General features: G+C 57.2%; 25 protein-coding genes and 1 pseudogene. 12 read left to right on the top strand and 14 right to left on the bottom strand.

The genetic code is table 11. The annotated features are described in order from the left end of the window. Positions 1-65: 65 nt before the first annotated feature. The 3 genes from W02_RS13700 to W02_RS13690 all read left to right on the top strand — a co-directional run bounded on the left by W02_RS13700 (position 66) and on the right by W02_RS13690 (position 2,710). Positions 66-470 carry a VOC family protein gene (locus W02_RS13700; RefSeq protein WP_173048622.1) on the top strand — a complete coding sequence of 135 codons (405 nt, stop codon included), beginning with the start codon at positions 66-68 and terminating at the stop codon, positions 468-470. A gap of 183 nt (positions 471-653) precedes the next feature. Further along, entirely contained in the window at positions 654-1,565 is a 912-nt protein-coding gene (locus W02_RS13695; protein WP_173048620.1) for a Ku protein, read from the top strand. Positions 1,566-1,711: 146 nt separating this feature from the next. Then, entirely contained in the window at positions 1,712-2,710 is a 999-nt protein-coding gene (locus W02_RS13690; RefSeq protein ID WP_173048618.1) for a hypothetical protein, read from the top strand. Here the strand turns inward: W02_RS13690 and W02_RS13685 are convergent. Further along, positions 2,704-3,246, bottom strand: coding sequence for a hypothetical protein (locus W02_RS13685; RefSeq protein ID WP_173048616.1), 543 nt, complete (start codon positions 3,244-3,246; stop codon positions 2,704-2,706). The two genes, W02_RS13690 and W02_RS13685, sit on opposite strands and share 7 nt — an antisense overlap. Positions 3,247-3,269: 23 nt before the next feature. Here W02_RS13685 and W02_RS13680 point away from each other — a divergent pair, with 23 nt between their 5' ends. Further along, positions 3,270-3,611, top strand: a complete 342-nt coding sequence (locus W02_RS13680) for a hypothetical protein (protein ID WP_173048614.1) — start codon at positions 3,270-3,272, stop codon at positions 3,609-3,611. On the opposite strand, the gene W02_RS13675 is transcribed toward W02_RS13680, so the two are convergent. After that, a complete protein-coding gene (locus W02_RS13675) occupies positions 3,604-4,224 on the bottom strand; it encodes a hypothetical protein (protein ID WP_173048612.1) in 621 nt (206 codons plus the stop codon). The genes W02_RS13680 and W02_RS13675 overlap by 8 nt on opposite strands. Positions 4,225-4,489: 265 nt before the next feature. On the opposite strand from W02_RS13675, the gene W02_RS13670 reads away from it, so the two are divergent. Next, positions 4,490-5,200, top strand: coding sequence for a class I SAM-dependent methyltransferase (locus tag W02_RS13670; RefSeq protein WP_173048610.1), 711 nt, complete (start codon positions 4,490-4,492; stop codon positions 5,198-5,200). Between the two features lie 32 nt (positions 5,201-5,232). On the opposite strand, the gene W02_RS13665 is transcribed toward W02_RS13670, so the two are convergent. Together W02_RS13665 and W02_RS13660 are read right to left on the bottom strand one after the other, a co-directional pair. Then, positions 5,233-6,066, bottom strand: a complete 834-nt coding sequence (locus tag W02_RS13665) for a hypothetical protein (protein WP_173048609.1) — start codon at positions 6,064-6,066, stop codon at positions 5,233-5,235. A gap of 184 nt (positions 6,067-6,250) precedes the next feature. Next, the gene (locus tag W02_RS13660; RefSeq protein ID WP_173048607.1) at positions 6,251-6,556 is read right to left on the bottom strand and encodes a putative quinol monooxygenase; all 306 of its coding nucleotides are present in this window, start codon (positions 6,554-6,556) and stop codon (positions 6,251-6,253) included. A 234-nt stretch (positions 6,557-6,790) separates the two neighbouring features. Here W02_RS13660 and W02_RS13655 point away from each other — a divergent pair, with 234 nt between their 5' ends. Then, on the top strand, positions 6,791-7,807 hold the full coding sequence (locus W02_RS13655) for a hypothetical protein (RefSeq protein WP_173048605.1): 1,017 nt from the start codon (positions 6,791-6,793) through the stop codon (positions 7,805-7,807). 25 nt (positions 7,808-7,832) lie between these two features. Here W02_RS13655 and W02_RS13650 read toward each other — a convergent pair whose 3' ends face one another. From W02_RS13650 to W02_RS13640, 3 genes and pseudogenes are all read right to left on the bottom strand, one after another. Continuing rightward, a complete protein-coding gene (locus W02_RS13650) occupies positions 7,833-8,528 on the bottom strand; it encodes a hypothetical protein (RefSeq protein WP_173048603.1) in 696 nt (231 codons plus the stop codon). A gap of 100 nt (positions 8,529-8,628) precedes the next feature. Then, positions 8,629-8,993: pseudogene (locus tag W02_RS22170) on the bottom strand (macro domain-containing protein); the annotation flags it as partial. A 57-nt stretch (positions 8,994-9,050) separates the two neighbouring features. Beyond that, positions 9,051-9,554, bottom strand: coding sequence for a hypothetical protein (locus W02_RS13640; RefSeq protein WP_173048601.1), 504 nt, complete (start codon positions 9,552-9,554; stop codon positions 9,051-9,053). Between the two features lie 241 nt (positions 9,555-9,795). On the opposite strand from W02_RS13640, the gene W02_RS13635 reads away from it, so the two are divergent. From W02_RS13635 to panC, 4 genes are all read left to right on the top strand, one after another. Next, complete coding sequence (locus W02_RS13635) at positions 9,796-10,479, top strand: type 1 glutamine amidotransferase (protein ID WP_173048598.1); 684 nt, start codon at positions 9,796-9,798, stop codon at positions 10,477-10,479. A 69-nt stretch (positions 10,480-10,548) separates the two neighbouring features. Continuing rightward, complete coding sequence (locus W02_RS13630; RefSeq protein WP_173048596.1) at positions 10,549-11,724, top strand: LL-diaminopimelate aminotransferase; 1,176 nt, start codon at positions 10,549-10,551, stop codon at positions 11,722-11,724. 14 nt (positions 11,725-11,738) lie between these two features. Then, entirely contained in the window at positions 11,739-12,296 is a 558-nt protein-coding gene (folK, locus tag W02_RS13625; RefSeq protein ID WP_173048594.1) for a 2-amino-4-hydroxy-6-hydroxymethyldihydropteridine diphosphokinase, read from the top strand. After that, positions 12,293-13,150: a pantoate--beta-alanine ligase gene (panC, locus tag W02_RS13620; RefSeq protein WP_173048592.1), complete on the top strand. Its 858-nt coding sequence runs from the start codon at positions 12,293-12,295 to the stop codon at positions 13,148-13,150. The genes folK and panC overlap by 4 nt, the downstream gene beginning before the upstream one ends. Positions 13,151-13,159: 9 nt before the next feature. Here panC and W02_RS13615 read toward each other — a convergent pair whose 3' ends face one another. The 6 genes from W02_RS13615 to W02_RS13590 form a co-directional block, all read right to left on the bottom strand. Continuing rightward, the gene (locus W02_RS13615) at positions 13,160-13,669 is read right to left on the bottom strand and encodes a PilZ domain-containing protein (RefSeq protein ID WP_173048590.1); all 510 of its coding nucleotides are present in this window, start codon (positions 13,667-13,669) and stop codon (positions 13,160-13,162) included. Further along, positions 13,666-14,097 carry a MazG nucleotide pyrophosphohydrolase domain-containing protein gene (locus W02_RS13610; protein ID WP_173048588.1) on the bottom strand — a complete coding sequence of 144 codons (432 nt, stop codon included), beginning with the start codon at positions 14,095-14,097 and terminating at the stop codon, positions 13,666-13,668. Before W02_RS13610 ends, W02_RS13615 begins: the two co-directional genes overlap by 4 nt. A 9-nt stretch (positions 14,098-14,106) precedes the next feature. Continuing rightward, positions 14,107-15,498 (bottom strand): DNA recombination protein RmuC, encoded by a 1,392-nt coding sequence (gene rmuC, locus W02_RS13605; RefSeq protein ID WP_173048586.1) that lies wholly within the window; start codon positions 15,496-15,498, stop codon positions 14,107-14,109. A gap of 105 nt (positions 15,499-15,603) precedes the next feature. Further along, positions 15,604-18,273: a PEP/pyruvate-binding domain-containing protein gene (locus W02_RS13600; RefSeq protein ID WP_173048584.1), complete on the bottom strand. Its 2,670-nt coding sequence runs from the start codon at positions 18,271-18,273 to the stop codon at positions 15,604-15,606. 14 nt (positions 18,274-18,287) lie between these two features. Further along, positions 18,288-19,625 (bottom strand): glycerate kinase, encoded by a 1,338-nt coding sequence (locus tag W02_RS13595; RefSeq protein WP_173048582.1) that lies wholly within the window; start codon positions 19,623-19,625, stop codon positions 18,288-18,290. Between the two features lie 10 nt (positions 19,626-19,635). Continuing rightward, a complete protein-coding gene (locus W02_RS13590) occupies positions 19,636-20,697 on the bottom strand; it encodes a lytic transglycosylase domain-containing protein (protein WP_173048580.1) in 1,062 nt (353 codons plus the stop codon). Positions 20,698-20,818: 121 nt separating this feature from the next. Here W02_RS13590 and W02_RS13585 point away from each other — a divergent pair, with 121 nt between their 5' ends. Continuing rightward, entirely contained in the window at positions 20,819-21,502 is a 684-nt protein-coding gene (locus W02_RS13585) for a uracil-DNA glycosylase (protein ID WP_173048579.1), read from the top strand. Positions 21,503-21,538: 36 nt separating this feature from the next. On the opposite strand, the gene fsa is transcribed toward W02_RS13585, so the two are convergent. Beyond that, positions 21,539-22,189, bottom strand: coding sequence for a fructose-6-phosphate aldolase (fsa, locus tag W02_RS13580; protein WP_173048577.1), 651 nt, complete (start codon positions 22,187-22,189; stop codon positions 21,539-21,541). A gap of 183 nt (positions 22,190-22,372) precedes the next feature. On the opposite strand from fsa, the gene W02_RS13575 reads away from it, so the two are divergent. Next, a complete protein-coding gene (locus tag W02_RS13575; protein WP_173048575.1) occupies positions 22,373-22,684 on the top strand; it encodes a hypothetical protein in 312 nt (103 codons plus the stop codon). Positions 22,685-23,673: the final 989 nt, after the last annotated feature.

Genomic DNA, 23,673 nt, shown 5'->3' with positions numbered 1-23,673 from the left:
TCCCGCGCCTCGTGTGGCGGTCGGTCCAGTTGAATATGATATGCAGAGCATGAAAGGGGGTTGTCATGCTGATCCAACCTTATGTGTTTTTCGACGGTCGCTGCGAAGAGGCGGCGCAATTTTATGTGAACGCGCTGGGAGCCAAGGTCGGGGCCATGATGCGTTTCCAAGACAGTCCGGGTCCCGCGTCATGCCCATCCGGCGATGGACAGAAAATCATGCACCTGAGCGTCCGGATCGGCGAGACCGTCGTGATGGCTTCCGACGGACGATGCGGCGGGCATCCGGCTTTTGAAGGCTTCGCATTGTCATTGATGGTGCAGACTGAAGAGGAAGCCGACCATTATTTCGGTGCGTTGGCCGTGGGTGGCCGAGTCGAAGCGCCGCTAGCCAGAACTTTTTTTTCACGCCGGTTCGGCATGGTCGCGGACAAGTTCGGAGTGTCATGGATGATTGTCGCCGCGCCGTGAATAGTCACACCCCATGCCATAGGCGCGTCATCGCGGGTACAGCAGCGCAGCTGGCGCAACGGGGGACAATCCCGTATCGTACAGTGTGATCGTCCTTGCTCGCTCCCGGATGGGGCGTGTTCCTCGGACGCTCCCGCACGCTTCGGACAGAGAGATCCTGCAATTGATCAAGGAGCCAGAAACATGAGCGCGTCCAAACGACAAGCGGAACGACGATCTGGTTCAAAGCCCAGAAGAGCTTCGCGATCGACATCGGAGATAGGCGGCCGGCCGATCTGGACCGGACACATCCGCTTGTCGCTCGTGTCGGTTCCTATCCGGGTGTATCCAGCCGTCAAATCCGGCGCCAGGCTGGCATTTCATCAGGTCCACGGCCCGAGCGGCAAACGCATACGATATGAAAAGGTCGCACCGGGGCTGGGTCCCGTGGACACAGATGAAATCTTCAAGGGCTTTGAAATCACCAAGGGGCACTATGTGCTACTCAACCAGCGCGACATCGATAGCGTGAAGCTGGAGGCCAAACGGACGTTCGATCTGGCTCAATTTGTCGATCATTGCGAAATCGACCCCATCTACTTCGATCAACCCTACTATGTTGCTCCCGACGGCGAGCTGGCTGAAGATGCGTACAGGGTCCTGCGCGACGCACTGCGTCAATCCAACAAGATGGGACTGGGTCAAATCGTCATGAGGACTCGGGAATACATTGCCGCACTCAAACCTTGTGGAGACGGGCTGCTGATGGAAACCTTGCGCTTTGCCGACGAAGTGCGGTCCGCCGCTCCACTCTTTGCCTCGATCAAAGAGAACCGGTCGGACGCCGACCTCATCGATTTGGCCCGCGAGCTGATTCGGCGCAAGACAGCACCCTTCGATGCCTCGGCATTCAAAGACCGTTATACCGATGCGCTGCGCGCCTTGATTGATGCCAAAGCAAAAAAACGGCCTGCCGTGGAGGTCGACGAGGAAGAACCCGCGGAGGGGGCGAAGGTCCTTGATCTCATGGCCGCCCTCAAGAAAAGCGTCGGACAACGCGGTGGGAACGGATCCGGCAAGAAGCGCACCTCATCAACACGTCGACAACGGGCGTAACATCCGCATCCGCCTCAATCTGCTCCCGTTGCCTTGACTCACCGGACAGTCTGTGGTTAGGTCCCACCATCCGTAACCTTCTTCCTATGATCATCTCCGAATCTGGGCTCCCCCCTGTCCGACACGCACTCTGCGCGGCGTTCACCTTGCTCATTGCCCTAGCGTCAGGTGGCTGCACGAAAGAGAGCGCCGCGATCGTTTCCATCGCACTGCATCCGACCAATTCGAATATTCTGTATGTGGCGACGAACGATGCCGTCTATAAGTCACGCGACGGGGGCGCTCTGTGGGAGCGGTTTCCGAGTTTCAGCGCCAGACGCGTCACCACGGTGGCGATCGATCCTCAGCTTCCCGCCACGGTCTATGCAGGGACCATGGGGGATGCGGTGTACAAGAGTCCCGACGGCGGACAACACTGGCTGCCGCACAATGTCGGTCTCAAAGAGCACGTCTCATTCATCAATCAGTTCGTGTTTCACCCCACCGCAACTGAAAAGATTTATGCCGCGACCACTGTCGGCGCATTCTTCAGCAAGGATGCGGGCCGTGAGTGGGAGGAACGAATGAACGGCATGAAGGAGGTCCACATCGTCGTCTCGATCGCGATCGATCACAGCCATCCGAGCGTGCTGTATGCCGGCACGACAGGCGGTGTCTACCGGTCGGACGATGGGACGATGTCCTGGAAGAAGATCAATGACGGACTCATTCCCGAACGGGAGCTCATGGCCGCCATGGCACTCGGCGTCAATGCGCTGGCCATCGATCCCCTGACGCCTGAGGTGGTATATGCCGCCACGACGAAGGGACTATTTAAGACGACGACGAAAGGCTCGGTCTGGGAGCGGATCGGGCATACGCTTCCCGAGGCATTCGTCAGCAGCATCGTCATCCATCCGACTGACCCCTCACATCTGTACATCGGAGGGCCGGCGGGCGTCTGGACGAGTTCCGACGGCGGCGCCACCTGGACTGCGATCAATCAGGGATTCGCAACATTGAATATCCGCGCGCTGGCGATGGCACCCAATAACCCCCAAGTTTTGTTCGCAGGCACCAATGGCAGCGGATTATATCACTCGACCAATGCCGGCGCGTCCTGGACGGCCATGCCTCTGAAAGCGGCTGCCGCCACGAATCAGTAGTGGCCAGTGGGCGCAGCACCTCCATGCGCATACCGTCCGCTATACTCTGCCATCTGGTCTGAAAGTGACTTCCACTCTTCAGGTGTCATCAGGTCTCTCATTTTAAAACGCAAACCAAGTACTTTGGAGGCCGAGCGCATTCGCTGATTGTTGGCCTCGTCAAGGATCTTCATAAACTCCTCCGGCACCGCCTGATAACTCGAGTTGAGTTGATACAACCGACGATGAAACGCCCGTTCCTGCTCCCGCCCGGTTTTGAGTTGGGCCACAATCTCATCGGCGGCTGCCTTCACCTGTGATGCTTTTGCCGGGTCCTTCACGGTCCGATCAATCAGCTTCTCGACATCCTGCCGGCCTTTGTCCCAATAGGCATCGTGTGTTCCACCTGCCATCTTATTATGATGATGGTGTGAACAGCCTGTCAGAACCAGCAGACCCGTCAGCGCCCATGCCGCCCATCTGATGTGTGCCATCTTCCAACCCTCTCCCCGTTGCAAAATAATTACCGCCGACTGGTTGTCACTCTGAACCATCATACCGTATCATCCGTCGACCGCAGATGTCACAAGCAAACCCGCCATCATCCGATCCGATCCATGACCTTAAAGAAGAATTTCGCACGCATCTGGAAACCTTTTATGCACGGTTGAAGCTCGCGCCTCCCTATGAGAGCGTCGAGAAGGCCATCCGTGCCCTGACCAGCACAGTTCATGCGCTGCCCAAGGCCGATCAGGCCCGGCTGGCACAGGAGTCCGACTTACGATGGGAGCACTTCAGGCGGGCATTCGAAGATTCTGGGCTCAGCAAAAAACACCGCGGCATCATTGCAGGATTGGCACGGGACCGTCCGGCACTCGATCTTCCAGCCGAGTATGACCGGTTTCTCAACCTTTTCAGGTAGCCGCCGTCTTCTCCATCTCTGCCCGCAATTCTCCGTACACTCTTTCGAGCCGGCTGTTCTCCAGTCGATAAGAAATGACAACGGTCACGAGGCCGAAGGCGAAGACAAGCAGTCCAATGCCGAGGATTCCAGCTCCCATGAGCACGCCGGTGAATGAGTCGAGGCCCCCTTGCAACGCATACATCACCAGAAATGACGCCGTCCCTGCTCCGACCAGGAGAAACCAGAGCATGGTGATGAGTGCGGAAGACCACGGAATGCGTTTCACGCACAGCATATTCGTGCTCTCCTCACCGGTCGAGAGATGGATCAATCCTTTGACCGGCCATGCCGTGCGAAAACTCATGGAGAACAGATGGTACTGCGGACGGATGGCTATTTGATCCAGATCGGGGTACATGCGCGCGATCCCGTGCGGAAGGATCAATGCGCCGCCGTTATCGTCCAACCGTTTGCGGAAGCTCGGCAGGCTGACCGCGCGAATCGTACTCTGACTTTTCGCGATCCCGCAGCCGTACCGGCTGGCGTCGGGCGTCAGGCGGACGAAGTACAGCCAGTCGCCGAGAATCAATCCTAGGAACAACAGTGCGGCAAACATCCCCGCGAGAATCATGGGCGTAGCTATCCCACAGCGTTTAGAGACGAATCAAGTCCGGCATGTAAACCATTTTTATCGATTTTTGAGCAAGATGCGGGAAGATTCTGTTGACTCACCGCCAGAAGTTGGCTATTGTAGAGCTGTTTTTATTCCGGCGGGTCCCCTCGCTCCATTTCAGGCGCTCCGCCATATTTTATAGTTAGACCCCACCGAATTCGTTATCGGTTCATCCCTGCTCCTCGGGGTGGGCAGGATGCGCGATGTGTGGGTTGGAGGTGACATGGATTTACACAAAGTCGAGCGAGTGTATACGTCTTACGCCGGTGTATACGATAAAATTTTTGGGAAAGTGTTTCACGAAGGGCGCGAATCAGCTATACGAAACCTCAATGTCCAGCCCGATGAACGCATTCTCGAAGTTGGAGTCGGTACCGGTCTCGCTCTCCCCATGTATCCCCGTCATTGTCAAATCGTCGCCATCGATTTTTCGGAAGGCATGCTCGACATAGCCAAAAAGCGCACCATGGAACATCGCATGGATCACGTGACCCTGCACCGGATGGATGCCGGATCGATGGATTTCCAGGACAACAGCTTTGATACCGTCGTGGCCGCCTACGTCGTGACGGCCGTCCCCGATTACCGCAAAGTGGTCAATGAAATGATCCGAGTCTGCCGTCCTGGCGGGCGTATCATCATGCTCAATCACTTCAGCAATGGCAATAAGATGATCGCCGCCGTAGAAAAAGTCATTTCTCCTCTCACCAGGCATCTCGGGTGGAGAACCGACCTGTCGCTCAACACCGTACTGGAGGGTACGAGCCTTCACGTCGCGCGCAAGCAGAACGTGAATCCGCTGAGGTTTTGGGCGTTAGTCGAATGCGTGAATGGCAAAAACGGAAGCGGCATGGCCCACTCGAACGGTACGACGGTCTATTCGCATCCCACCACGCATGCGACGGGACATTCCAGCGAAGAAGCCTTGGCGTAACGACAGCTGACGCACCTGCACAGCGATGTGCTTCATTTATCGGCTGGTTCAGAATCAATCGCGCGCTGATATTCCAACGTTTTCCAACTCAGCCATTCGCCTCCTGGAATGATCGTGTTTCCAACCAGGCACCGGCCGGAGAAACGACGCACGAGCAGGTCGGCGGCGGTTGAGAGAATGCGATTCGCCGCTCGGTTATGTGCGCCCTCGACTTGGAGAACGACCCCGAATCCCGGCCCGTCTAGTGGACCGTACAGCATGGCGCGCACACCGCCACACTCCATTTCCTCCGCGTCTGACGTCGGCAGCAACTCCCCTTCCCATTGAATCGATGACTGGCGGCGGGCTGTTCTCGCAGTTTTTTTCCACGTGCACGGCACGCCGGCTCCGTGAAGGGCATCCAGCAGCCATTCGACGGTCGGCCAGTCGGCCATCGGGCTTTGAAACGTCCAGCGGATCGGGTGTTCCCTGGCGCGGTCTTCGAAAAACGGCATCGCCACTTCCTCAAGCGATGCTTCGTCACACACCACATATAACTCGCCTTGCGGATCAAACCAGAACCGCAATTTTCCCGCAGTCCACTCAGCCTGAACGACTTCGAGCCTCGAACAATCCGCCCCTTCTTGTTCAAAAATAGAAAAATCAGAGACGCCGATCATCGTCAGTTTTGCGACCCGCGCCATTTCGCGAATACGGTAACGGACAATGATGCTGACCGTCGTATCGGTCAGGACCTCACGCGCAGATCCTTCGTCATACAGACGGCGTTTGGACATGTGGACGTCGGTGACATACCCGCCGCGAAATCCTCCGGTATGGCCCAAGAGCCATCGGACGTCTTCGAGATCCTTGATCGGCGTGTTCATGTGTACGATTGTATCGCACCCGGCCCGTAAGGACCAGTTGAGAAACGGAAGACACCAGGGTCTCGCTTCTGCCGAAGCCGTTCGAAGTCGAATCGTACTGTGTCGCGAGCGAGTATGCCGGACGACGTGATGGCAGCGTTTCTGCCGATAGTCTCACGAACATCCTGAGTACAAATCCTTTGCATTAGGAGCCTGGAAGTTTGGCCGCCAAGACGTCCACCTTTTCAATGAAAGGGGGTTTGGCAAATAAATCCCCGGCTTTGGCCATCAACGCGGCGGCAACCTTACCAGTCAGATGCGCTTGGCGGCCTGCCTCGTTTGGAAATGCATCAAAGATTCCGAACGTGGAGGGACCGAGACGAATCCCGAACCAGGCCGTGGTGGCAGGCTCGGCTTGCACCAGCGGCAGTCCACTCAGCAGAAAGTTCTCGACCTCTTTTTCTTTTCCCGGTTTGGCTTCCAAACGGACGAACAGTGCCATGGTCACCATATCCACGCTCCTCCTTCTCTCGAAACGTTATTGTGGATTTCACAACTTGAACAATGACCCTGAAATACGATACCTCTCCCATCGCTGGTGGAGAAAGCCGGTTTTCAATATGCTCGAGCCGACGAAGATGGAACCCATGCGTTCTAACACGACATCGATTGCCCAGTTCGTGCTCGAATGCAATGGCCGCCCCCATTGTATGATCGACCTTCAATATGAGGGCGGCTCGATATCGTGAACAGCCGCACCGCACTGTTCACCCTAACCATTCTGCTGGGTTGCGGAAACCTGTCTTCCACTTTTGGCCTCGACTGGGTTCCGACTCAAGAAGAATTAATGAGGTACCGTCAGAGTTGGAACCCTCCAACGCACGGCACATCCTTCACCTCAAGCGCCGACGTATCGCGGAAGGGACAGTGGTTCGTCCGCCTCTACGTCCAAGGGCAAATCGGGACCGGGAATTTCGAGCATAATACCACCTCAAAAGCGACGGCAACCCCATTTAGTCCTGACGCTGTCATGCCGGTAGCCATCCTTTACTATGGTCTCAGCCAGCACGTCCTTACCGGCCTGAGCGTGTCGGGCATTTATTGGCATTCTGACAATACGGACCCCGATGGCCGAACATCGGCACTTGGAATTGGCACAGCCAGCCTCATCATGAAATATCGCCCGATCGTTCAGAATCCGGATTCCTGGAGACCGTCTATCTCGCTCTATAGCAAGGTATCGCTCCCAGTAAATCGTTGGGCCGGCACACCAGAGATTCCCGGCGGATTCACCCCGCTCTCCAGGGTTCCGTCAAGCCGATTTGGGTCCACCGCGATTTCGGAGGGTTTGCTGTTCCGTAAGAATCTTCAGCCGTTTCGCGTAAGCGGCAATGTGTTCTATACCTACAATGCCCCGGGATCCGGCTCAGTTCCCGGTGAAACGGTCTACGGAGGGGACCTGATCACGACGCACCTTGCGCTCGAGCACGTCGTGAACGAACAGAACGGCCTAGGTTATCTCGTCGAACTGACGACGCTCCAACAGCTCGGCACGCGGCTGGACGGCCATCCGGTTAATTCATCCACCAAGACGTTCTGGCTCTTGGGCGTCCAACCGGGCCTTGAATATACATTTTCCCGCTACGAGTCCGGCGCCAAACTGGTAGGTGCTATCGGCGTGATGTTCACCATCGCCGGCGACAACGACATGCGCGCGATCTATCCGAACATCAGCTTCAAATATTTTTTCGAACAGCCTTGATCGAGAGCCCGTTCACCACACCCGCTCAGTCGCCGGGAGCGAGCAATTCGCCGGGCTCGAGTCGCCTGGTTCCGACGATAAACCGCATAATATCCGGAACTGACTCCAACACCGTAAGCTCGACCGGTCGATGTGAACGGCTCCGTTCATGCATGCCGAGCCCACGGCTCTCAGAGCTCCACCGCGCCGCCAGCCATTCTTGATACGGCACGAACGTGGCAGCGCCGCGTTGCGCCGGCCGCCGTCTGGCGTTGCCGGTATTGATTGCCGTCACCGATATGCGGTCATGATACGCCGTGACTAATTGCTGCGTGTCAACGGTGAGGACGATCTGTGGCCGCGCACCACATGCCGCACGCTGACGGTTCAGTCTGTCAGGATCAATCCAGAAGAAAACGCGGGCATTGATCATGGCGTACCATTCTGGCGGGGACAGACCCACGAGGCATGACGCCAAGGCATCAGACGGCATGGGCCGCTGGTCGCGGATGAGAGCACCATCAGACAACACAATAGAGGTTTTCCGTTGGTGCCGTTCCAGTGCGTCTCGCCGTTCACCGGAGTATGTCGCCCGGTCGAGGAGCACGCTGGTGCTATGCAGTCCCGTTCGTCGAATTTTTGGCCAGTTTGAAGCTTCAGCGAGATGATAGATGCGGTCAGGAAGCGCGGGACGGTCAGCCTTACGGTTCGAAGGACTAATTTCCGAGGAGGGGCTTTTCATAGACGGCGCGATCATGATGTGAAAAACAGCAGAAGACGACTTGCCGAATGATTGAGTATCTTGCCACTGTCTTTCTCACAGATGCCACCGCAACAGGGACGGCCAGCTCGACCGGATATCCATATACGCCTGTACTGACGCTTGGAAATGCGATCGTACTGAGCTGGCTGCAGCCGCAATTTCAATGGCAGAACGATAACAGGACGCCAGAAGGTCAGGCTCACCTCGCGTCCCTCCATACCAGACTGGTCCAACCGTGTGGATGATTATGGCGGGCGGGAAGACGGTATGCCTGAGTCATCCTTGGCTCTCCGGTGAGGCAGCCTCCGAGCATTCGGCATTCCTTCAACAGGTCGGCCCTGCAGCGCGATGAATCGCACCGTCGACGCCACCTCCCACGAGCAACGATTCATTCGCGGCATTGACGATCGCGTCGACAGCAAGCGTCGTGATATCGGCCCACACAACGAGAAGTTCAACTGCCCTGTCGAGCGTGACGTGACTTCAACGGCTGGACAGTATTTACGACTGTGTCAACCGCCGTCTGGTTTCGTTCAAGAGATCATAGGCGGCACGATGCGCAAGTTCCCAAGGTTCGCGCGGATCTGCAGGTGATTCGGTCGCGGCTGTGTGCAGTTTGAGGAAATCGGCAATGGAGGTGCGCAGCGGTGGAGAATAGTCCAGCATCCGATAGGCCATATCCAAACGCAAACACGCATTGTTCAAGTAATAGCCCACCGTCCAGAATCCGGTTTCCCGCTCCTGCGACGAACCGATCGCGTTGTCCTTCACGACCATATACAGAAATTTTTTCGAATGGCTGGCGTTCTCCTGCCAATCCCGCGCCGTACCCGCCAAGGACGCGCCCCGCCATAGCGAAAATGCCGCACCGACAAGCAACTGCAATATGGCCCTCGGCTGGGAATCAAGCGCAGGGGTATCGGGAAATTCCTTCCACAATTCGAGCAGCAACTCTTGAATCGCTGAACGGTTGCGGACCAGCCAGTCGAGATCAGATTCCTTCAAATGATAACTCCTGCAAACTTGGTTAACCTATTAGAATGCCTTGTGGGTAATCCCTGAGAGCCAAACCTTCCCGACTCCCTTGTAACTGAAATCGACCTCGCGTACATTGATAACAACACTACGTCCTCGACCTCAGACTGAATGCGCAACTATATCTCGTTTACGTTCTGATCGGAGCAGGCACCAGCTCGCCTTATCTTATTTAAAGCACGAAGCGTAGTGTGATTTCACAGAACTGTCAATGCGCGCCGTAATCCTCCAACATGTGGAATTCGAAGGTCCCGGCGCCTTTGCAACGGCACTGCACAACCGTGGTGTCTCGCTTGAACCGTACCTGGTTCCCAAGGAGGGCCTGCCGCAAGACGCCGGCGATCTGCTCATCGTCATGGGCGGGCCGATGTCGGTCAACGATTCTGATCGTTGGATCACCGAGGAGACGGCCTTCATCCGGTCTGTGCTTCTCGCCGGCAATCCGGTCATCGGCGTCTGTCTCGGTAGTCAGTTCATGGCCAAGGCGCTCGGGGCGACCGTGAGGTCTGGAATGCAATTGGAACTCGGCATGACGACGATTACCGCCACGCCTGAGGCGTCCGACGATCCGTTCTTCAAGACCTTGCCGCGCTCGTTCGATGTCTTCGAATGGCATGGCGAAATCTATGACTTGCCGAGCCATTGCGTTACGCTGGCGCGATCATCCGTTGCGCCGCTCCAGGCATTCCGCTACGGGCTTGCTGCGTACGGGCTCCTTTTTCATATCGAAATGGAGCCAGCCGGCATTGATTCACTGTGCCGGGAATGCGCTCCGGATCTGATCAAGGCGCGCCTGACCGCGCAGGATGTGAAGGCTTCTGCACTTCCTCATCTGCCTGTCCTGCACCAGTTTGCCGATCGACTGATCGGTCATCTGAGCTCTTCACAGCGTTGATTGACAACTCAGTCCTGCTGTACTCTTGTCACTCGATTCTCATTCATTCAGCAAAGGAGCAGTGAGACCATGGCCGGTTTCCCAATCGAAGTTGCCAACCGCATTAAGACACTGCCGCCGTATCTGTTCGCCGCCATCGACAAGATGAAACAGGAGGCGATCTCCAGGGGCGTCGACATCATCAACCTCGGCATCGGTGATCCGGACCTTCCGACCCCGGGCCCAATCATCGAGAGCCTGGCCATCGCGGCCAAGAATCCCAAACATCACCAATATCCGTCCTATGAAGGCATGCTGACGTTCCGCAAGGCAGTGGCCGGCTGGTACGCACGACGGTTCAACGTGACGCTCGATCCGGGGAATGAAGTCCTGACTCTGATTGGCTCGAAGGAAGGCATCGGACATATCCATCTCGCCTTTGTCGATCCCGGCGATATCGTCCTGGTGCCGAGCCCCGGCTATCCGGTGTACCCGGTTGGGACCAGTTTTTCCGGCGGGATTTCACACATCATGCCGCTGACCAAGGCCAACGGGTTCCTGCCCGATCTCACGGCAATCCCAAAGGATGTCGCGAGGAAAGCCAAACTCATGTGGCTCAACTCGCCGAATAATCCGACCTCCGTGATCATGACGAAAGACTATTTCAAGCGCGTCGTGGAGTTCGCGCAGGAACATCAGATCATCGTCTGCCACGATGCCGCGTATTCGGAAATCTTCTACGATGGCAAACGGCCGGCCAGTTTTCTGGAAGTGGACGGGGCCAAGGATGTCGGCGTCGAATTCCACTCGCTCTCCAAGACATACAATATGACCGGCTGGCGTCTCGGATTTGCCGTCGGCAACAAAGACGTGCTGGCTGGACTCGGCAAGGTCAAGAGCAACCTGGACTCAGGAGTGTTCGAGGCCGTCCAGGCCGCAGGAATCACTGCCCTTGACCTTGACGATTCCGTGACCGATGCGCTTCGAAAGGTTTATCAGGAACGACGCGATATCCTGGTGCCGGGCTTGAAAAAGCTGGGGCTTGAAGTCGATCCTCCCCCTGCTGCGTTCTACATATGGGTCACAGTTCCGAAAGGATATAATTCCGCTTCATTTACAGCGCATCTTCTCGAAAAATCAGGCATCGTGACCACTCCGGGCAACGGATTCGGGGCGCCGGGAGAAGGCTATATCCGGATGACCGTCTGTACATCGAAGGAGCGGCTGGCCGAAGCCGTGGAGCGCATCAAGAAAGCAGGATTTTAACGGCGGAAGAACGAATGAGCCGGGAAGCAGTATTCATCGGGTTCGGGTCGAATGTCGGAAACCGCATCGACTTCTGCGACCGGGCAGTGACTCTGCTGAGCTTGCTTCCCCATTCGAGGCTCGCCGGCGTCTCGCTTCTCTATGAGTCCGAGCCGGTGTTCGACCATGCTCAACCGGGGAACGACTGGTTTCTCAATGGCGTCGTCCACATCGAGACCGATCTGACTCCGCAATCCCTGTTGACAGTCATTCGGGAGATCGAGCGCTCCCTCGGACGCGATGAGGAGAATCGCTCAGGCCCCAGGACGATGGACCTGGACATTCTCTTTTATGGAGATCGGGTGATCAACGAACCCGGACTCACCGTTCCCCACCCGCGTCTCCACCGGCGTCGCTTTGTCCTCATGCCGCTAAGCGAGTTGGAACCTTTGTTCGTTCATCCGACCATGAGACGCACGGTCAATCAACTGCTGGCGGAAGCGGACGATCCATCGGAAGTCCGTCTGCTGTTCCCCCAACCGTCGACGCGCTACGGATCCAGACCTGCCTGCAGTTCGACTGGCGATTCATGAAGATCATCCGCCTTCCGCACGCCATGAGTCGTTGGAGCGACCGTCTTCGGCGCGAGGGCGTGACGATCGGATTGGTGCCCACGATGGGCGCTCTTCATGACGGTCATCGTGCCTTGATCAAAGCGGCGCGATTGCAGTGCGACGCGCTGGTCGTCAGCATTTTTGTCAATCCTACCCAATTCAGCCCTAACGAGGATCTCTCCCGTTATCCCAGACCGATTGCCAAAGACCGTGCACTGTGTAGAGGGGAGGGCGTGGACGTCTGTTTCGAACCTGACGCCGGAGCGATGTATCCGGAAGGCTTTCAAACCATCGTCACGGTCCCGGTCGTTGCGCAACACTGGGAGGGAGCGTCGCGGCCGCATCATTTTGCCGGAGTGGCCACGGTCGTGACCAAACTGTTCAGTATCGTCAGGCCACATGTCACGCTGTTCGGGCAGAAGGATTTTCAACAAGCCGCGCTGATCAGACGTCTGATTCGTGATCTGAACCTCGGCATCGATCTCATCGTGCCCGACACGATCCGGGAACCAGACGGCCTGGCCATGAGTTCCCGCAACATCTATCTGACTCCTTTCCAACGGCGCGCAGCGCCTACATTTCATCAGGCATTGCTGATAGGCAGGACCGCGGTTGAAACCGGCCTGCGCGACAGCCGATCAATCGAACAGCGCATGCGACACGTCATTGGGCGCGAACCAACCATGTCCGTGGACTATCTCGCCATATGCGACCCGGAGACGCTTGAACCATTGACCCGCATCGAGCGGCGGGCCGTCATTTTGGGGGCCGTTCGCATCGGATCGGTCCGCTTACTGGATAACATGATGGTGGCGGTCAAGCCGCGTCGATAGGAGAAGACGTTACGCGTTCGTGGTGGGATGCTGCCCTTGGCTCACGAGAAGACCCAGTACGACTTGGCTGAGGCGCTGCTTGTCCGGATCGGTCATTTCGAGAAATTTCAGACCGACGGAAGACGAATGGACTGAACAGACCATCGCACTCTCGATCCGGATTTCTTCGAGTTCCGATGCCGGTTTCAGGACAAGTTCCAGAAACGTACCCTTGGAAAATCCCGTCATCAAGAGCGTGCAGCCATCCATGGAAATATCGGTGACGCGGTTAGCGAAGGGCAACTGCCGTTCGTCGAGGATCTGGGCCTCGATCGATGCCGTCAGGCGCTTGAACTGTCGCCGGTCGTACGCCTGCGTGATGAGTTTGCCTCCCGAAAAGAACGCGCGGAAGCGATTTGTGCAGAGCTGGCAGCGGAATGGAAACATGTTGAAACGGTTCAACATGCGCTCGACGGACCCTTCGTTCGAGGCCACCCGAACGAACGGCGTGCCGCAGTTTGGACAGTGCAGTGTCCTCATGCCTCTTGTTGCACCCTTTCAAGCTTCTCTGCCGATTCTACCACTCCTCGTCGCCGTGCCGCCTGCCCCTCCACGATCGGTTCGATCACCGCCGGCGAATAGCTGGCTGGCTTCACCCATTTCCCGTCTTCCCGTTTGTACCCTCCGATCTTGCTCATATTGGAGCGGTGGACCTCCCGGAACACGGGTTCCAGATCGATGCCAAACGACACAGCCGTGCCGTACACGACGTACAGGAGGTCCGCCATTTCCTTGGAGATGGCGGCCAGATCATCGGTCTTCATGGCTTCCTGAAGTTCTTGAAACTCCTCCTCGATCAACCGGATACGCAACGCCCGCGTGCGATCGTCGACCGCGGTGGGCACGTCGTTCACGACGATCTGAAACATGCGATGGAACGCTTCGACCATTCCTTGTGCATCAGTCATGACCCTCTCCTATTCATATTCGTGAGGCAGCGCCTTCCTCGGTACGGTTTCGATCGGAGACAGCGACGGCGTCTCCTTCTCCGACGATACCCCGAGCTCCTTAAATTTCCGCGCCGCCGGCAGAATCCGCGTCTCCAGCGAGCCGACGGCTTTATTGTACGCCACCACGCTCTTTCCCAGGGACTGCCCCACGTCGTTCAAATGTTCGGCCAGCACCGCCATCCGTTCATACAGCTCCCTGCCCAATCTTCCCGCCTCCTCCGCATGCGCCGTCAGCCGCTCTTGCCGCCAACCATACGCCACCGCCCGCAACAGCGCCATGAGTGTGGTCGGGGTCGCCAGGACCACGCCTTGTGCGAATCCGTCCTCGATCAGACTCGAGTCCTGTTCCAATGCGGCTCCTAGGAATTGCTCGCCCGGCAAAAACAGCACCACGAATTCCGGCGTCTGTTCAAATTGGCTCCAATAGGCCTTGAGACTCAGTTGATCCATCCGTGACCTGACCTGTGCCGCATGGCGTTGCAGGCCTTCAAGCCGGCGCTCCTCGTTCTCCGCTTCGTGCGCATCAAGATAGCCCGCCAGCACCGTTTTCGAATCCACAATGATCTGACGGCCGCCCGGAAGATTGACGATCATATCTGGACGGATACGCCCTTCTTCCGCAGTGACCGATCCTTGCTCCACAAAATCGCAATGCGCCACCATGCCGGCCAGTTCGGCCACCCGCCTGAGAGTAATTTCTCCCCAACGGCCACGCACCGTCGGAGAGCGCAATGCATGTACGAGATTTCCGGTCTCCTCTTGCAGCCGCTGCTGGGATTCCGCCAGTAGCTTTAAGTGTTGGTCTAAACCGCCGTAGGCGGCTTGCCGGGATTGTTCGATGTGGCGGAGCTGCTCGTCGTACCGATGCAGCGATTCCGTAAGAGGCTTGACCAATTCATCGATCGCCTGCTGTCGGCGGGCGAGATCACCCTTGGCTTCGGCCTGAAGCGTTTGAAAGGACGTCTTGGCTAGATTCAAGAAGGCTTCATTGTTGTGCTTCAGCGCTTCTCCCGATAAGGCCTGAAACGCTTCAATCAATTCGTGACGGGCTTGACTCAAGAGATTTTTCTGTTCATCCGCCTGCCGCAGTGTTTCCACGGCCTGAGTTTCGGCCACGGCACGGGCATGCGAGGCATTGGCTAGTTCCTGACGAAGCTGATCGAGCACGGCACGATCCTCGTCTCCGCGGCGACGGAATTCCTCCGTGAGCGTCTCGGCTCGCTGCGCACGCTCCGCGGATGCGAGCAATTGCGCCTGCATCCGGGCACGCACGCGAGAAGACGTGATGAAACCGGCAATGACGGCTCCGAAAAGCACGCCAGCCGCAAGGCCTATGGTAAGGGCGGTACCCTCAATCATGAGATCGTGATCCCGTCATCTTAACGATTAGAATCAGATCAATTGTAGGGTGTCGCTCGTGAAGACAGGAAATTTCGGCGAGACTACGAAAGTTTTACTCAAAGGTCAAGTACTTGAGAGTCTAGGGCCTTTAGGCTCTGCCACGGACAACGGCATCTCAGATTGAAGAATAATCTCCCCCATGCTGGCATTCACGGTGATGATGTCGCCGTCTCGAAGCCGGCTCATGATATCGCCGACATTGGCCACAGTTGGGATGCCGTATTCGCGCGCGATGATCGCCCCGTGCGACAATGTCCCTCCCATTTCGACGATCAATCCGGAGGCGATCCCAAACAGCGGCGCCATCCCTGGATCGATGACCGGTGCGACGATCACATCTCCGGGTTTGACATGAATCCAATCAGCCATGGAGCGGATCAATCTGGCCGGCCCGGTCGAGAGCCCGACACTGATGGGAAGTCCGTGAAGCACTCCGTCTCGGATACTATCATCAGCAGATGGTCCAACCGGCGACTGTTTTCCCCAGTCCCGGATCGTATCGGGAACGCTAACCGCCCACTGCCTAGCATGCTCGGATCGCCGCGAGCGCACGATAGATTTCCATTCCCGGTCGACGAACGCTGATAACGCCTCCCGTTCATCCAGCGTCAAGAAGAAGATGTCGTCAGACATCTCCAGCACGCCTCGTTCGACGAAGCGTTCGCCCAGACGAAGCAACAGCGCGCGGGCTGCCGTCGAGTACCGCATCAGGTGATGTCGGTTCTCCTCACGGAGAGAGAAAAACCGACAGAGGCGTCGGTACCACCATTGAAAGATCACTTGCCGATCCAGGCGCCAGCCGATCCTTTTCTGGATGGCCTTCAAGGCTTCTGCTCGAGTGGTTCGTTGCCGCGTGAGAATCTCCTCGGGCCGGGCAGCGGGACCGTTCAATTGAGATCGTATCACCGCCAGCACCGCATCCGGCTGATCCCTGAATCGCGGCGACATGACATCTGATTCGCCCACTCCACGATGGCCGTAATCCTCCATGTAGCGATCGAACGCCGAAAGAAAGGGATGTGCTGGAAATTGACAGCGCACGGTCCGAATGTCGCATTGCAACGTCGCGATCGTTTGCACCAGCGAGCGATCCTGCCGCGCAACATCCACGATCCCGGCCAATTGCACGATCTGATTTGCGCTGATGACCGTCCCCTGTCCCTGAAGCGCCGCATTGAAAAGCGTTCGCCAATCCGGTCCAAGCCAGGCCGGCAGCAGCACGCTGAATGTTTGAAGGCATTGGCCCACGGCCGCGGCAATACCGAACGTCACCTCGCGCGTATCGAGCCACCGTCCAAGCCGGTCGAGAGCCCTCGACAGTTCTTCGGCGGTCCATTGCCGGATTCGTTCAAGGTTGTAGTCGGAAGCCATGGCGCGCATTTCTGCAAACCACACCGGGCCCATGCGATCGACCAGTTTCATCTCTTTCCACATCAGCCACCCAGCGCGAGCATAGGCGGCCCAGCCGATCGGCTTCGTGGGCAGCGGATCGAGGACCGCTTCACCTCCGAGCTGCTCGATGTTCATGGAGGGATCGCCTCGGAGCTGGCCGATGAGGCAATGGAACAGTGAGGCGTTCAAATAGGGCCGGCCGTGAAGCACCCGCACGGCTGAGATCCCCTCGGGAACCCTGCATCCGAGCCGACGGTAATGCGACATGATGTACATGTCCATGAAATGTTCGAGAAACGAAATCCCCAATGGGCTCGGCACTTCCGGCATCGTTTCTCTAAAATTGGCCCTTGTCCATTCACAATCATCGTTGGTCGTAGCCACCGTAGGGACGATACCCGTAATAGGACGCGCTTGGAGGATCCGTAATCGCTCGGATGCGAATGCCCATTCCACATCGACGGGACAACCAAGCGCCTTCTCAATCTCCTTTGCCATTTCGGCCAGGCCGAAGAGTTGTCCTTCTGACAGCGTACCGGAACGGGCCCTTTTAGCGGTCAGCGAATCAGTATGCAGTCCGTTTTGGTCGACCGAGAGTTTTCGTGACTTCTCCGAGATCACGGCGGATCGGACCAAGACGGGCTTGCCAGCATCATCCACCTGTACGACATATTGATCGGGAGCCGCCCGACCGTCGACGAGCGGGGCAGCCAGTCCTGGGATTGCATTGATCAGGATGTGACGGGATCGGCCGGTGACAGGATGCATTGAATACATCACACCGGCTGCATCAGCCGCGACCATGGGCTGAATCACCACCGCCATGCCGGGTGGCCGACCTCCGGCGCCGCGAGCACGCACATACTGCAGGACTCGCTCGTCCCACAGCGACGACCAGACGTCCCGAATCGCGGCAGCAAGATCCTTCGACTGCACGCCGAGCCGAGTGCTAAACAGTCCGGCAAAGCTCGCATCGCCGGCATCCTCGACGGTAGCCGAAGACCGTACGGCCCACCCTGCTTCGCTTGTGAGGCGGTGGAAAGTCATGGCTTCACGACAGATCGCCACGATGGGACCGTAGTCCAACGCCGAAACCGCAGACCGACCTGTGCGCAGCTTAGCCAGTCGCTCCTCTCCTTCCACGCGACAAGCGTCCAGCCAGCACACATCGGCATCAAATCCGGAACGCATGAGCGCTTCGCGATGGACAAGCGTCGTCAGACACAGGGCGGGAGGAACTGGAAAGCCGGCGGCCAGTAGGCGCCCTAAGCCTGCCGCCTTACCTCCCGCCAACGCGGGATCCGTACAGTCCGTGAGCGGGAGAATCAGCGGACGGGTCATCGCCCGAATAGTACCTACAACAGCAGAAGGAGGTAAAGATCGTTCACGTTCGTTCCGGTGGCACCTGTCTTGACGAGACATTTGAGGTTGGACAACGCCGGGTAGGTGTCATTCAGCCGAAGAGCCAGATCGAGATCGACATGCAGGCGTTTTGCGCGCGCGATCGTCTCGCCCGACACGACAGCCCCGGCGGCGTCCGTCGGACCATCGGTGCCGTCGGTGCCAATCGCAGCAACCCACACATTCTTCAACCCGGCAATACCCTGCGCAGCCCCGGCAGCGAACTCCTGCGCCCGTCCTCCTGTTCCATTCCCCTTCACGGTCACGGTCGTTTCTCCTCCCGCAACGACGCAGCAGGGCCTGCGGACCGGATCATCCCGCCGTACGATTCGCTGCGCGATGGCCGCGAAGCGCGCGCCCGCCACCCGTGCCTCGCCGGTGACGGCGGGCGACTGCAAGACTGTTCTGAGGCCGGCCTCGCGCGCCACACGGGTGACGGCTGCGAGCGCGACCGCATTGCTCCCGACGATAAGATGTCTGGCACGGCGGAAGGCTCGATTACCCGCTTTGGGCGTCTCAGGCAACAGACCTTTGGCACCTTTCTCCAAATATGCCCGTACCGAGCGGGGCGTCGCGGTCCAGATACGATAGCGCTTGAGACATTCGACCGCCTGTTGATACGTCGTCGGATCGGGCACGGTTGGACCGGACGCGATCGAACTGACATCGTCGCCAAGGACGTCGGACAGGATGATCGTGACCACCGTGGCTGCGGTGGATTCGACCAAACGCCCTCCCTTGAGGCGGGAGAGATGCTTGCGAACGGTATTGATCTCACTGATCGTCGCACCGCTTCTCAGGAGCAGGTTGCTCACGCGTTGCTTGTCGGCGAGCGTGACGCCCGGCACAGGGGCCGGCATCAGGCTGGATGCCCCGCCGGACAGCAGGACGATCAGCAGATCACGTTTCGAGAGAGAGGCCGCCATGGCCAGCAGACGAAGGGCCGCGGCCTGCCCGGCGCGGTCCGGAAGGGGATGCGCGGCTTCCACGACACGAACCCGTCTTGTCGGCAAGCCGTGGCCGTATTTGACGATGACCAGCCCGCCGTCGAGTTTGGGACCGAGAATGCGCTCGATCATACGGGCCATCGTCGCCGTCGCCTTTCCGGCGCCGATAACAACGATGCGTTCGTACCGCCGGAGATCGTAACGCCGGCTGCCCACCGCCAGCCGATCGCCGTTCCGAGTAACTTCCCGCCGCACCGCAGCTCCGGCATCGACGGCCTTCAATGCCCGTCCGACCATGACTTTCAGCAACGAAGACGCCCGGGAAGCGGGCAGATGGATGGTCATGAACGTTTAACTATGGTGTCTTGTCCTGCTTGAAACAGAGGCTCGGGCAGGTTTGACGAGGGACCCTGATTTTATAGATACCACGCGGCAGTACGTCTTTCTTGAATTCAGGATTCAGCATCTTGAGTTCGAGAAAGTATGTCCCGTATTCCTCAGCGATCGAGGTGAGCGCGCGCTGAGAGTCCTTCACGTTGACCGTCACGGTCTCGGTTTCCAACGGCACGTACAAATCCTTCTTGCTGAGCCCGAGATATTTCTCCGGCTGTGAATAAATTTCTTTGGCGGCAATGATGCGTGGAACATATCGCATGGTTTCGCGCGGACCATGCATCCGCCAATAATCAGAGATCTTCTGCTCCTTGAGCAGCTTACGGACCCGGTCCTCACCGGCGTTGTAGGAGGCCATCGCAAGGAACCAATCGTTCTGCTGATACTCCTTCAAATACCGGAGATACTTGACCGCGGCTTCCGTGGACATTTCCAGATTGCGCCGATCATCGCGAATCGCATCGCTCTTGAGTTGATACCGCCTTCCCGTTGAACCGATGAATTGCCATGGGCCGGACGCCTTGGCCTTGGAATAGGCGGCCGAAATGCACTTGCTTTCCACGAGCAGCATATATTTCAGATCATCGGGAAGTCCGGCTTCAGCCAGTTGTCGTTCGGCAGGTGGGAAACACCGCCCTGTGCGCTTTGCCAGAATGATGCTTTCACCCTGATCCTCGAGAAATTGATAGAACTCGTACTCGATCCGTTCTCGCACCTGCCAGTTGTCCAATGGGACGGTCTGACCTGCAAATGTAATCTTGTCGGGTAGCCTGAAGGAGCTGAGGTAGAAATGCTCACCTTGACGTTTGATTTCGGGCAAGATGACCAGGCGTTCTTCATTGTCAGTCACCGGCTCCAGTGCATCCGGCGACGGGAGAGGCAGTTCACGTTCGGTCTCCCCGTTGAGTATCGAACGGAAGCCGGAATCCTTCAGGTCCACCGGATCGGTCGCTGGTTGCGCCGCCGTCGAGATCGGACACACCGAGGCAATGATCAGACCGGTTGACAGCATATGTCGCAGCACCCAGCTCCTCATGATGTGTGTTCCCTCCGGCGAATGAACTGGCGGACGATGCCCATGCTAACAGCTCGAACCTCATGCGGCAAGCAGGATCGGCTTTCGTCTTCGTGATAGACTGCCTTCGATGCATCCTCTGACGGTATTGAATGATCGAATCACAGCCTGCACGGCTTGTCCTCGATTGGTGCGTTACAGAAACACCGTGGCGGCGGAAAAACGGAAGCAGTATCGCGAATGGATCTATTGGGGAAAGCCGGTGCCGGGTTTTGGAGACGCCGATGCGCAATTGTATGTATTGGGACTTGCTCCCGCCGCTCACGGTGGGAACCGAACGGGAAGGGTCTTTACCGGAGATCGCAGCGGCGACTGGTTGTATGACGCGTTACATCGTCATGGATTTGCCAATCAGCCGCTCTCGCACCATAAGGATGACGGGCTGATCCTCACCAATTGCTATATCGGAGCGTCGGTCCGCTGCGCGCCTCCGGACAACAAACCTGCACCGGACGAGTTCGAAGCCTGCAGACCTTATGTGCGGGAAGAACTCCGCCTGCTGCTCAATGTGAAAGTGGTCGTAACCCTTGGCAAGGTCGCGTTCGACCAGTACTTGAAAGCTTGCCGCGAAGAGGGATGCCGGCTTCCCTCTCCACTACCGGCATTCGGGCACGCCGCCATCTACCCGCTTCCATGGAATGTGACACTGATCGGATCATATCATCCCAGCCAACAGAACACATTTACCGGCAAGCTCACGAAGCCGATGTTCGATACCATCTTCCAAGAAGCCCGTAGGCGTCTGCACGTATGACCCGAATGAGCAGACACCTGATAGGAGCAAGCGGCATCACTTCTTCTTGTTCTGGCTCTCCCAATCGGAGAGAAACTTTTTTAAGCCGATATCTGTCAGCGGATGTTTCACCATCTGTTGGAAGATCGCAAAGGGCATGGTGCAGATGTGACCACCAGCCAATGCCGCCTCGACGACATGCTGGGGATGCCGAACGCTGGCGACGAGCACATTGGTCTTGTAATCATAGTTCTTATAAATCGTCACGATCTGTCGAATCAGTTCCATGCCGTTCGAGCTGATGTCGTCGAGCCGGCCGATGAAAGGCGACACACACCAGGCTCCGGCCTTCGCAGCCAAGAGTGCCTGCGTAGGCGAGAAGCAGAGCGTGACGTTGACCCTGATGCCTTCTGACGACAGTCGCTTTGTGGCTTTGAGACCCTCAGCGATCAGGGGCACTTTCACCACGATATTCTTGTGAATTTTGGCCAACTCCTTACCCTCTTTGACCATGGCGTCGGCCTCGATGCTGACGACTTCCGCACTGATCGGACCATCCACAATGTTACAAATCTCGACTAAGACTTCGCGGAATACACGGCCCTCCTTCGCGACAAGCGAAGGATTCGTCGTCACCCCATCCAACAGCCCGAGACTCGCCGCTTCCTGAATTTCCTTCACGCTCGCTGTATCGAGATAGAATTTCATGCGTCGATCCTTTCATGTCCGGATATGACGGTTGCTGTCCACGTCCTTCGACCATTGCTTTGACCATTCTATGAAGAACGGTCTTGCATCGCAATGTCTGTCTCCCGGGTTTGACAGTCCCCAGGGTGGGGGCTACAATTCCCCCGGTATTCCCCTATCTCATCGACCTCCAGGAGAGACACAATGCGACGATTCCTTTGGGTGCTGTTTCTGATTCTGCTACTTTCGGCATGCGGGGGCAACAACCCTTATTTGGAAGCGTCTTTGAGACCGGCGGAAATGCAAGGTAAGGAGAAAGCCTGGTTTGAAAAGAATTGGGGCGCCCCGGACGGAAAGTCACCTCGATTCTTCGGAGGAGAAACCTGGACCTATTACCGTATCGCTGGCGGGAAAACAGGAGCTCCCCTCTTCAATTTCTCTCCGAATCAATGTCAAATTACCCTCAAGTTCGATAAAGAAGACAAGCTGTCGGATTACGACTACTCCGGCTGTTAGGCGGACATCTGCTTCTGAAACTTGTCCGCGCAAGTCCGACCACAGAAACAGTAGGTCTGCCCTCCCACGACTTCCGTCACAGCCGTTCCCCTAGGTACAAACGCACGGCAAACCGGATCTTGCACCATCTGATCTTTGTCGGGAGGAAGCATCCCTTGTCCTGCACGCCCCCTGAAATCCCGTATGGCGCTCCGAACTAGAAAGAAGAGGATGGTGAGGAGGATTAGTGCGAAGAGAATCCTATACATAGTAGAGGTAATGTTCGTATACCACAATCCTATGGGAGCTGTCGCTCACTGTCAAGGATGGACCAACTTGAAATGCTTTCCCGGGTACATTATCACTGCCGATAGCACATAGATCGAATGGCCTATGTCATGCCGCTCACACGGGACCTATTTCCCACGTTAGACCGTACTTCCGATGGATATGCATCCATTTATGGTGGTGCTAGAGTGGGGCCATGAAGACATGTGACAAATGCCGCGGAACAATGTACCCCGAGCGCGCAGTCGACCTTGATGCCGGACTTGCGATCATGGTGTTCGCCTGTTTGAACTGTGGTCGTCGCAAGGCTGCGGATCAGGAACCTCGCCCCCTCACAGCGAGACACTGATTCTCGTAGAGGGGCGCTTGATACCACTGGGGCCCCAAACCCTCCAGGCGAGCGACTTCTCGGAACGACCTCCTAGCTCTAACATGCAAACTTGCATGATCAACGATCCGCTCGCGGCACACGAACGCAGAATCTGAAGGGAAAACGAACGCCGGCGGACGATCTTCCCAGTCCTGCGTTACAACCCTCCAGCCGACTCATTCTGTAATCCGCTTCAGACTCAAAGATCGCACGCAGAGATTATCGCGGGCCTTCACTGTCCACGGAGGTCAACGATGCGCCTTCCTTGACCACGAGCAGGATGTTGAAAAACTCCTCCGGCTGCGTTCTCGCGGGACACTGCCGCCTCACTATCTCGGCGGCGTTCACAGGC

The organism is Nitrospira sp. KM1 (assembly GCF_011405515.1).
In the GTDB taxonomy this organism is placed as follows: Bacteria; Nitrospirota; Nitrospiria; order Nitrospirales; family Nitrospiraceae; genus Nitrospira_C.
Note: the sequence above shows the minus strand (reverse complement) of the source record. Positions and strands in the feature narration are given on the sequence as shown.

What these genes read in the sequence shown, in the direction of transcription:
- W02_RS13700 (WP_173048622.1), top strand. Translation starts at nt 66, where the DNA reads ATGCTGATCCAACCTTATGTGTTTTTCGACGGTCGCTGCGAAGAGGCG.
- W02_RS13695 (WP_173048620.1), top strand. Translation starts at nt 654, where the DNA reads ATGAGCGCGTCCAAACGACAAGCGGAACGACGATCTGGTTCAAAGCCC.
- W02_RS13685 (WP_173048616.1), bottom strand. Translation starts at nt 3,246, where the DNA reads ATGATGGTTCAGAGTGACAACCAGTCGGCGGTAATTATTTTGCAACGG.
- W02_RS13680 (WP_173048614.1), top strand. Translation starts at nt 3,270, where the DNA reads ATGTCACAAGCAAACCCGCCATCATCCGATCCGATCCATGACCTTAAA.
- W02_RS13675 (WP_173048612.1), bottom strand. Translation starts at nt 4,224, where the DNA reads ATGATTCTCGCGGGGATGTTTGCCGCACTGTTGTTCCTAGGATTGATT.
- W02_RS13670 (WP_173048610.1), top strand. Translation starts at nt 4,490, where the DNA reads ATGGATTTACACAAAGTCGAGCGAGTGTATACGTCTTACGCCGGTGTA.
- W02_RS13665 (WP_173048609.1), bottom strand. Translation starts at nt 6,066, where the DNA reads ATGAACACGCCGATCAAGGATCTCGAAGACGTCCGATGGCTCTTGGGC.
- W02_RS13660 (WP_173048607.1), bottom strand. Translation starts at nt 6,556, where the DNA reads ATGGTGACCATGGCACTGTTCGTCCGTTTGGAAGCCAAACCGGGAAAA.
- W02_RS13650 (WP_173048603.1), bottom strand. Translation starts at nt 8,528, where the DNA reads ATGAAAAGCCCCTCCTCGGAAATTAGTCCTTCGAACCGTAAGGCTGAC.
- W02_RS13635 (WP_173048598.1), top strand. Translation starts at nt 9,796, where the DNA reads ATGCGCGCCGTAATCCTCCAACATGTGGAATTCGAAGGTCCCGGCGCC.
- W02_RS13630 (WP_173048596.1), top strand. Translation starts at nt 10,549, where the DNA reads ATGGCCGGTTTCCCAATCGAAGTTGCCAACCGCATTAAGACACTGCCG.
- folK (WP_173048594.1), top strand. Translation starts at nt 11,739, where the DNA reads ATGAGCCGGGAAGCAGTATTCATCGGGTTCGGGTCGAATGTCGGAAAC.
- panC (WP_173048592.1), top strand. Translation starts at nt 12,293, where the DNA reads ATGAAGATCATCCGCCTTCCGCACGCCATGAGTCGTTGGAGCGACCGT.
- W02_RS13615 (WP_173048590.1), bottom strand. Translation starts at nt 13,669, where the DNA reads ATGAGGACACTGCACTGTCCAAACTGCGGCACGCCGTTCGTTCGGGTG.
- W02_RS13610 (WP_173048588.1), bottom strand. Translation starts at nt 14,097, where the DNA reads ATGACTGATGCACAAGGAATGGTCGAAGCGTTCCATCGCATGTTTCAG.
- rmuC (WP_173048586.1), bottom strand. Translation starts at nt 15,498, where the DNA reads ATGATTGAGGGTACCGCCCTTACCATAGGCCTTGCGGCTGGCGTGCTT.
- W02_RS13600 (WP_173048584.1), bottom strand. Translation starts at nt 18,273, where the DNA reads ATGACCCGTCCGCTGATTCTCCCGCTCACGGACTGTACGGATCCCGCG.
- W02_RS13595 (WP_173048582.1), bottom strand. Translation starts at nt 19,625, where the DNA reads ATGACCATCCATCTGCCCGCTTCCCGGGCGTCTTCGTTGCTGAAAGTC.
- W02_RS13585 (WP_173048579.1), top strand. Translation starts at nt 20,819, where the DNA reads ATGCATCCTCTGACGGTATTGAATGATCGAATCACAGCCTGCACGGCT.
- fsa (WP_173048577.1), bottom strand. Translation starts at nt 22,189, where the DNA reads ATGAAATTCTATCTCGATACAGCGAGCGTGAAGGAAATTCAGGAAGCG.
- W02_RS13575 (WP_173048575.1), top strand. Translation starts at nt 22,373, where the DNA reads ATGCGACGATTCCTTTGGGTGCTGTTTCTGATTCTGCTACTTTCGGCA.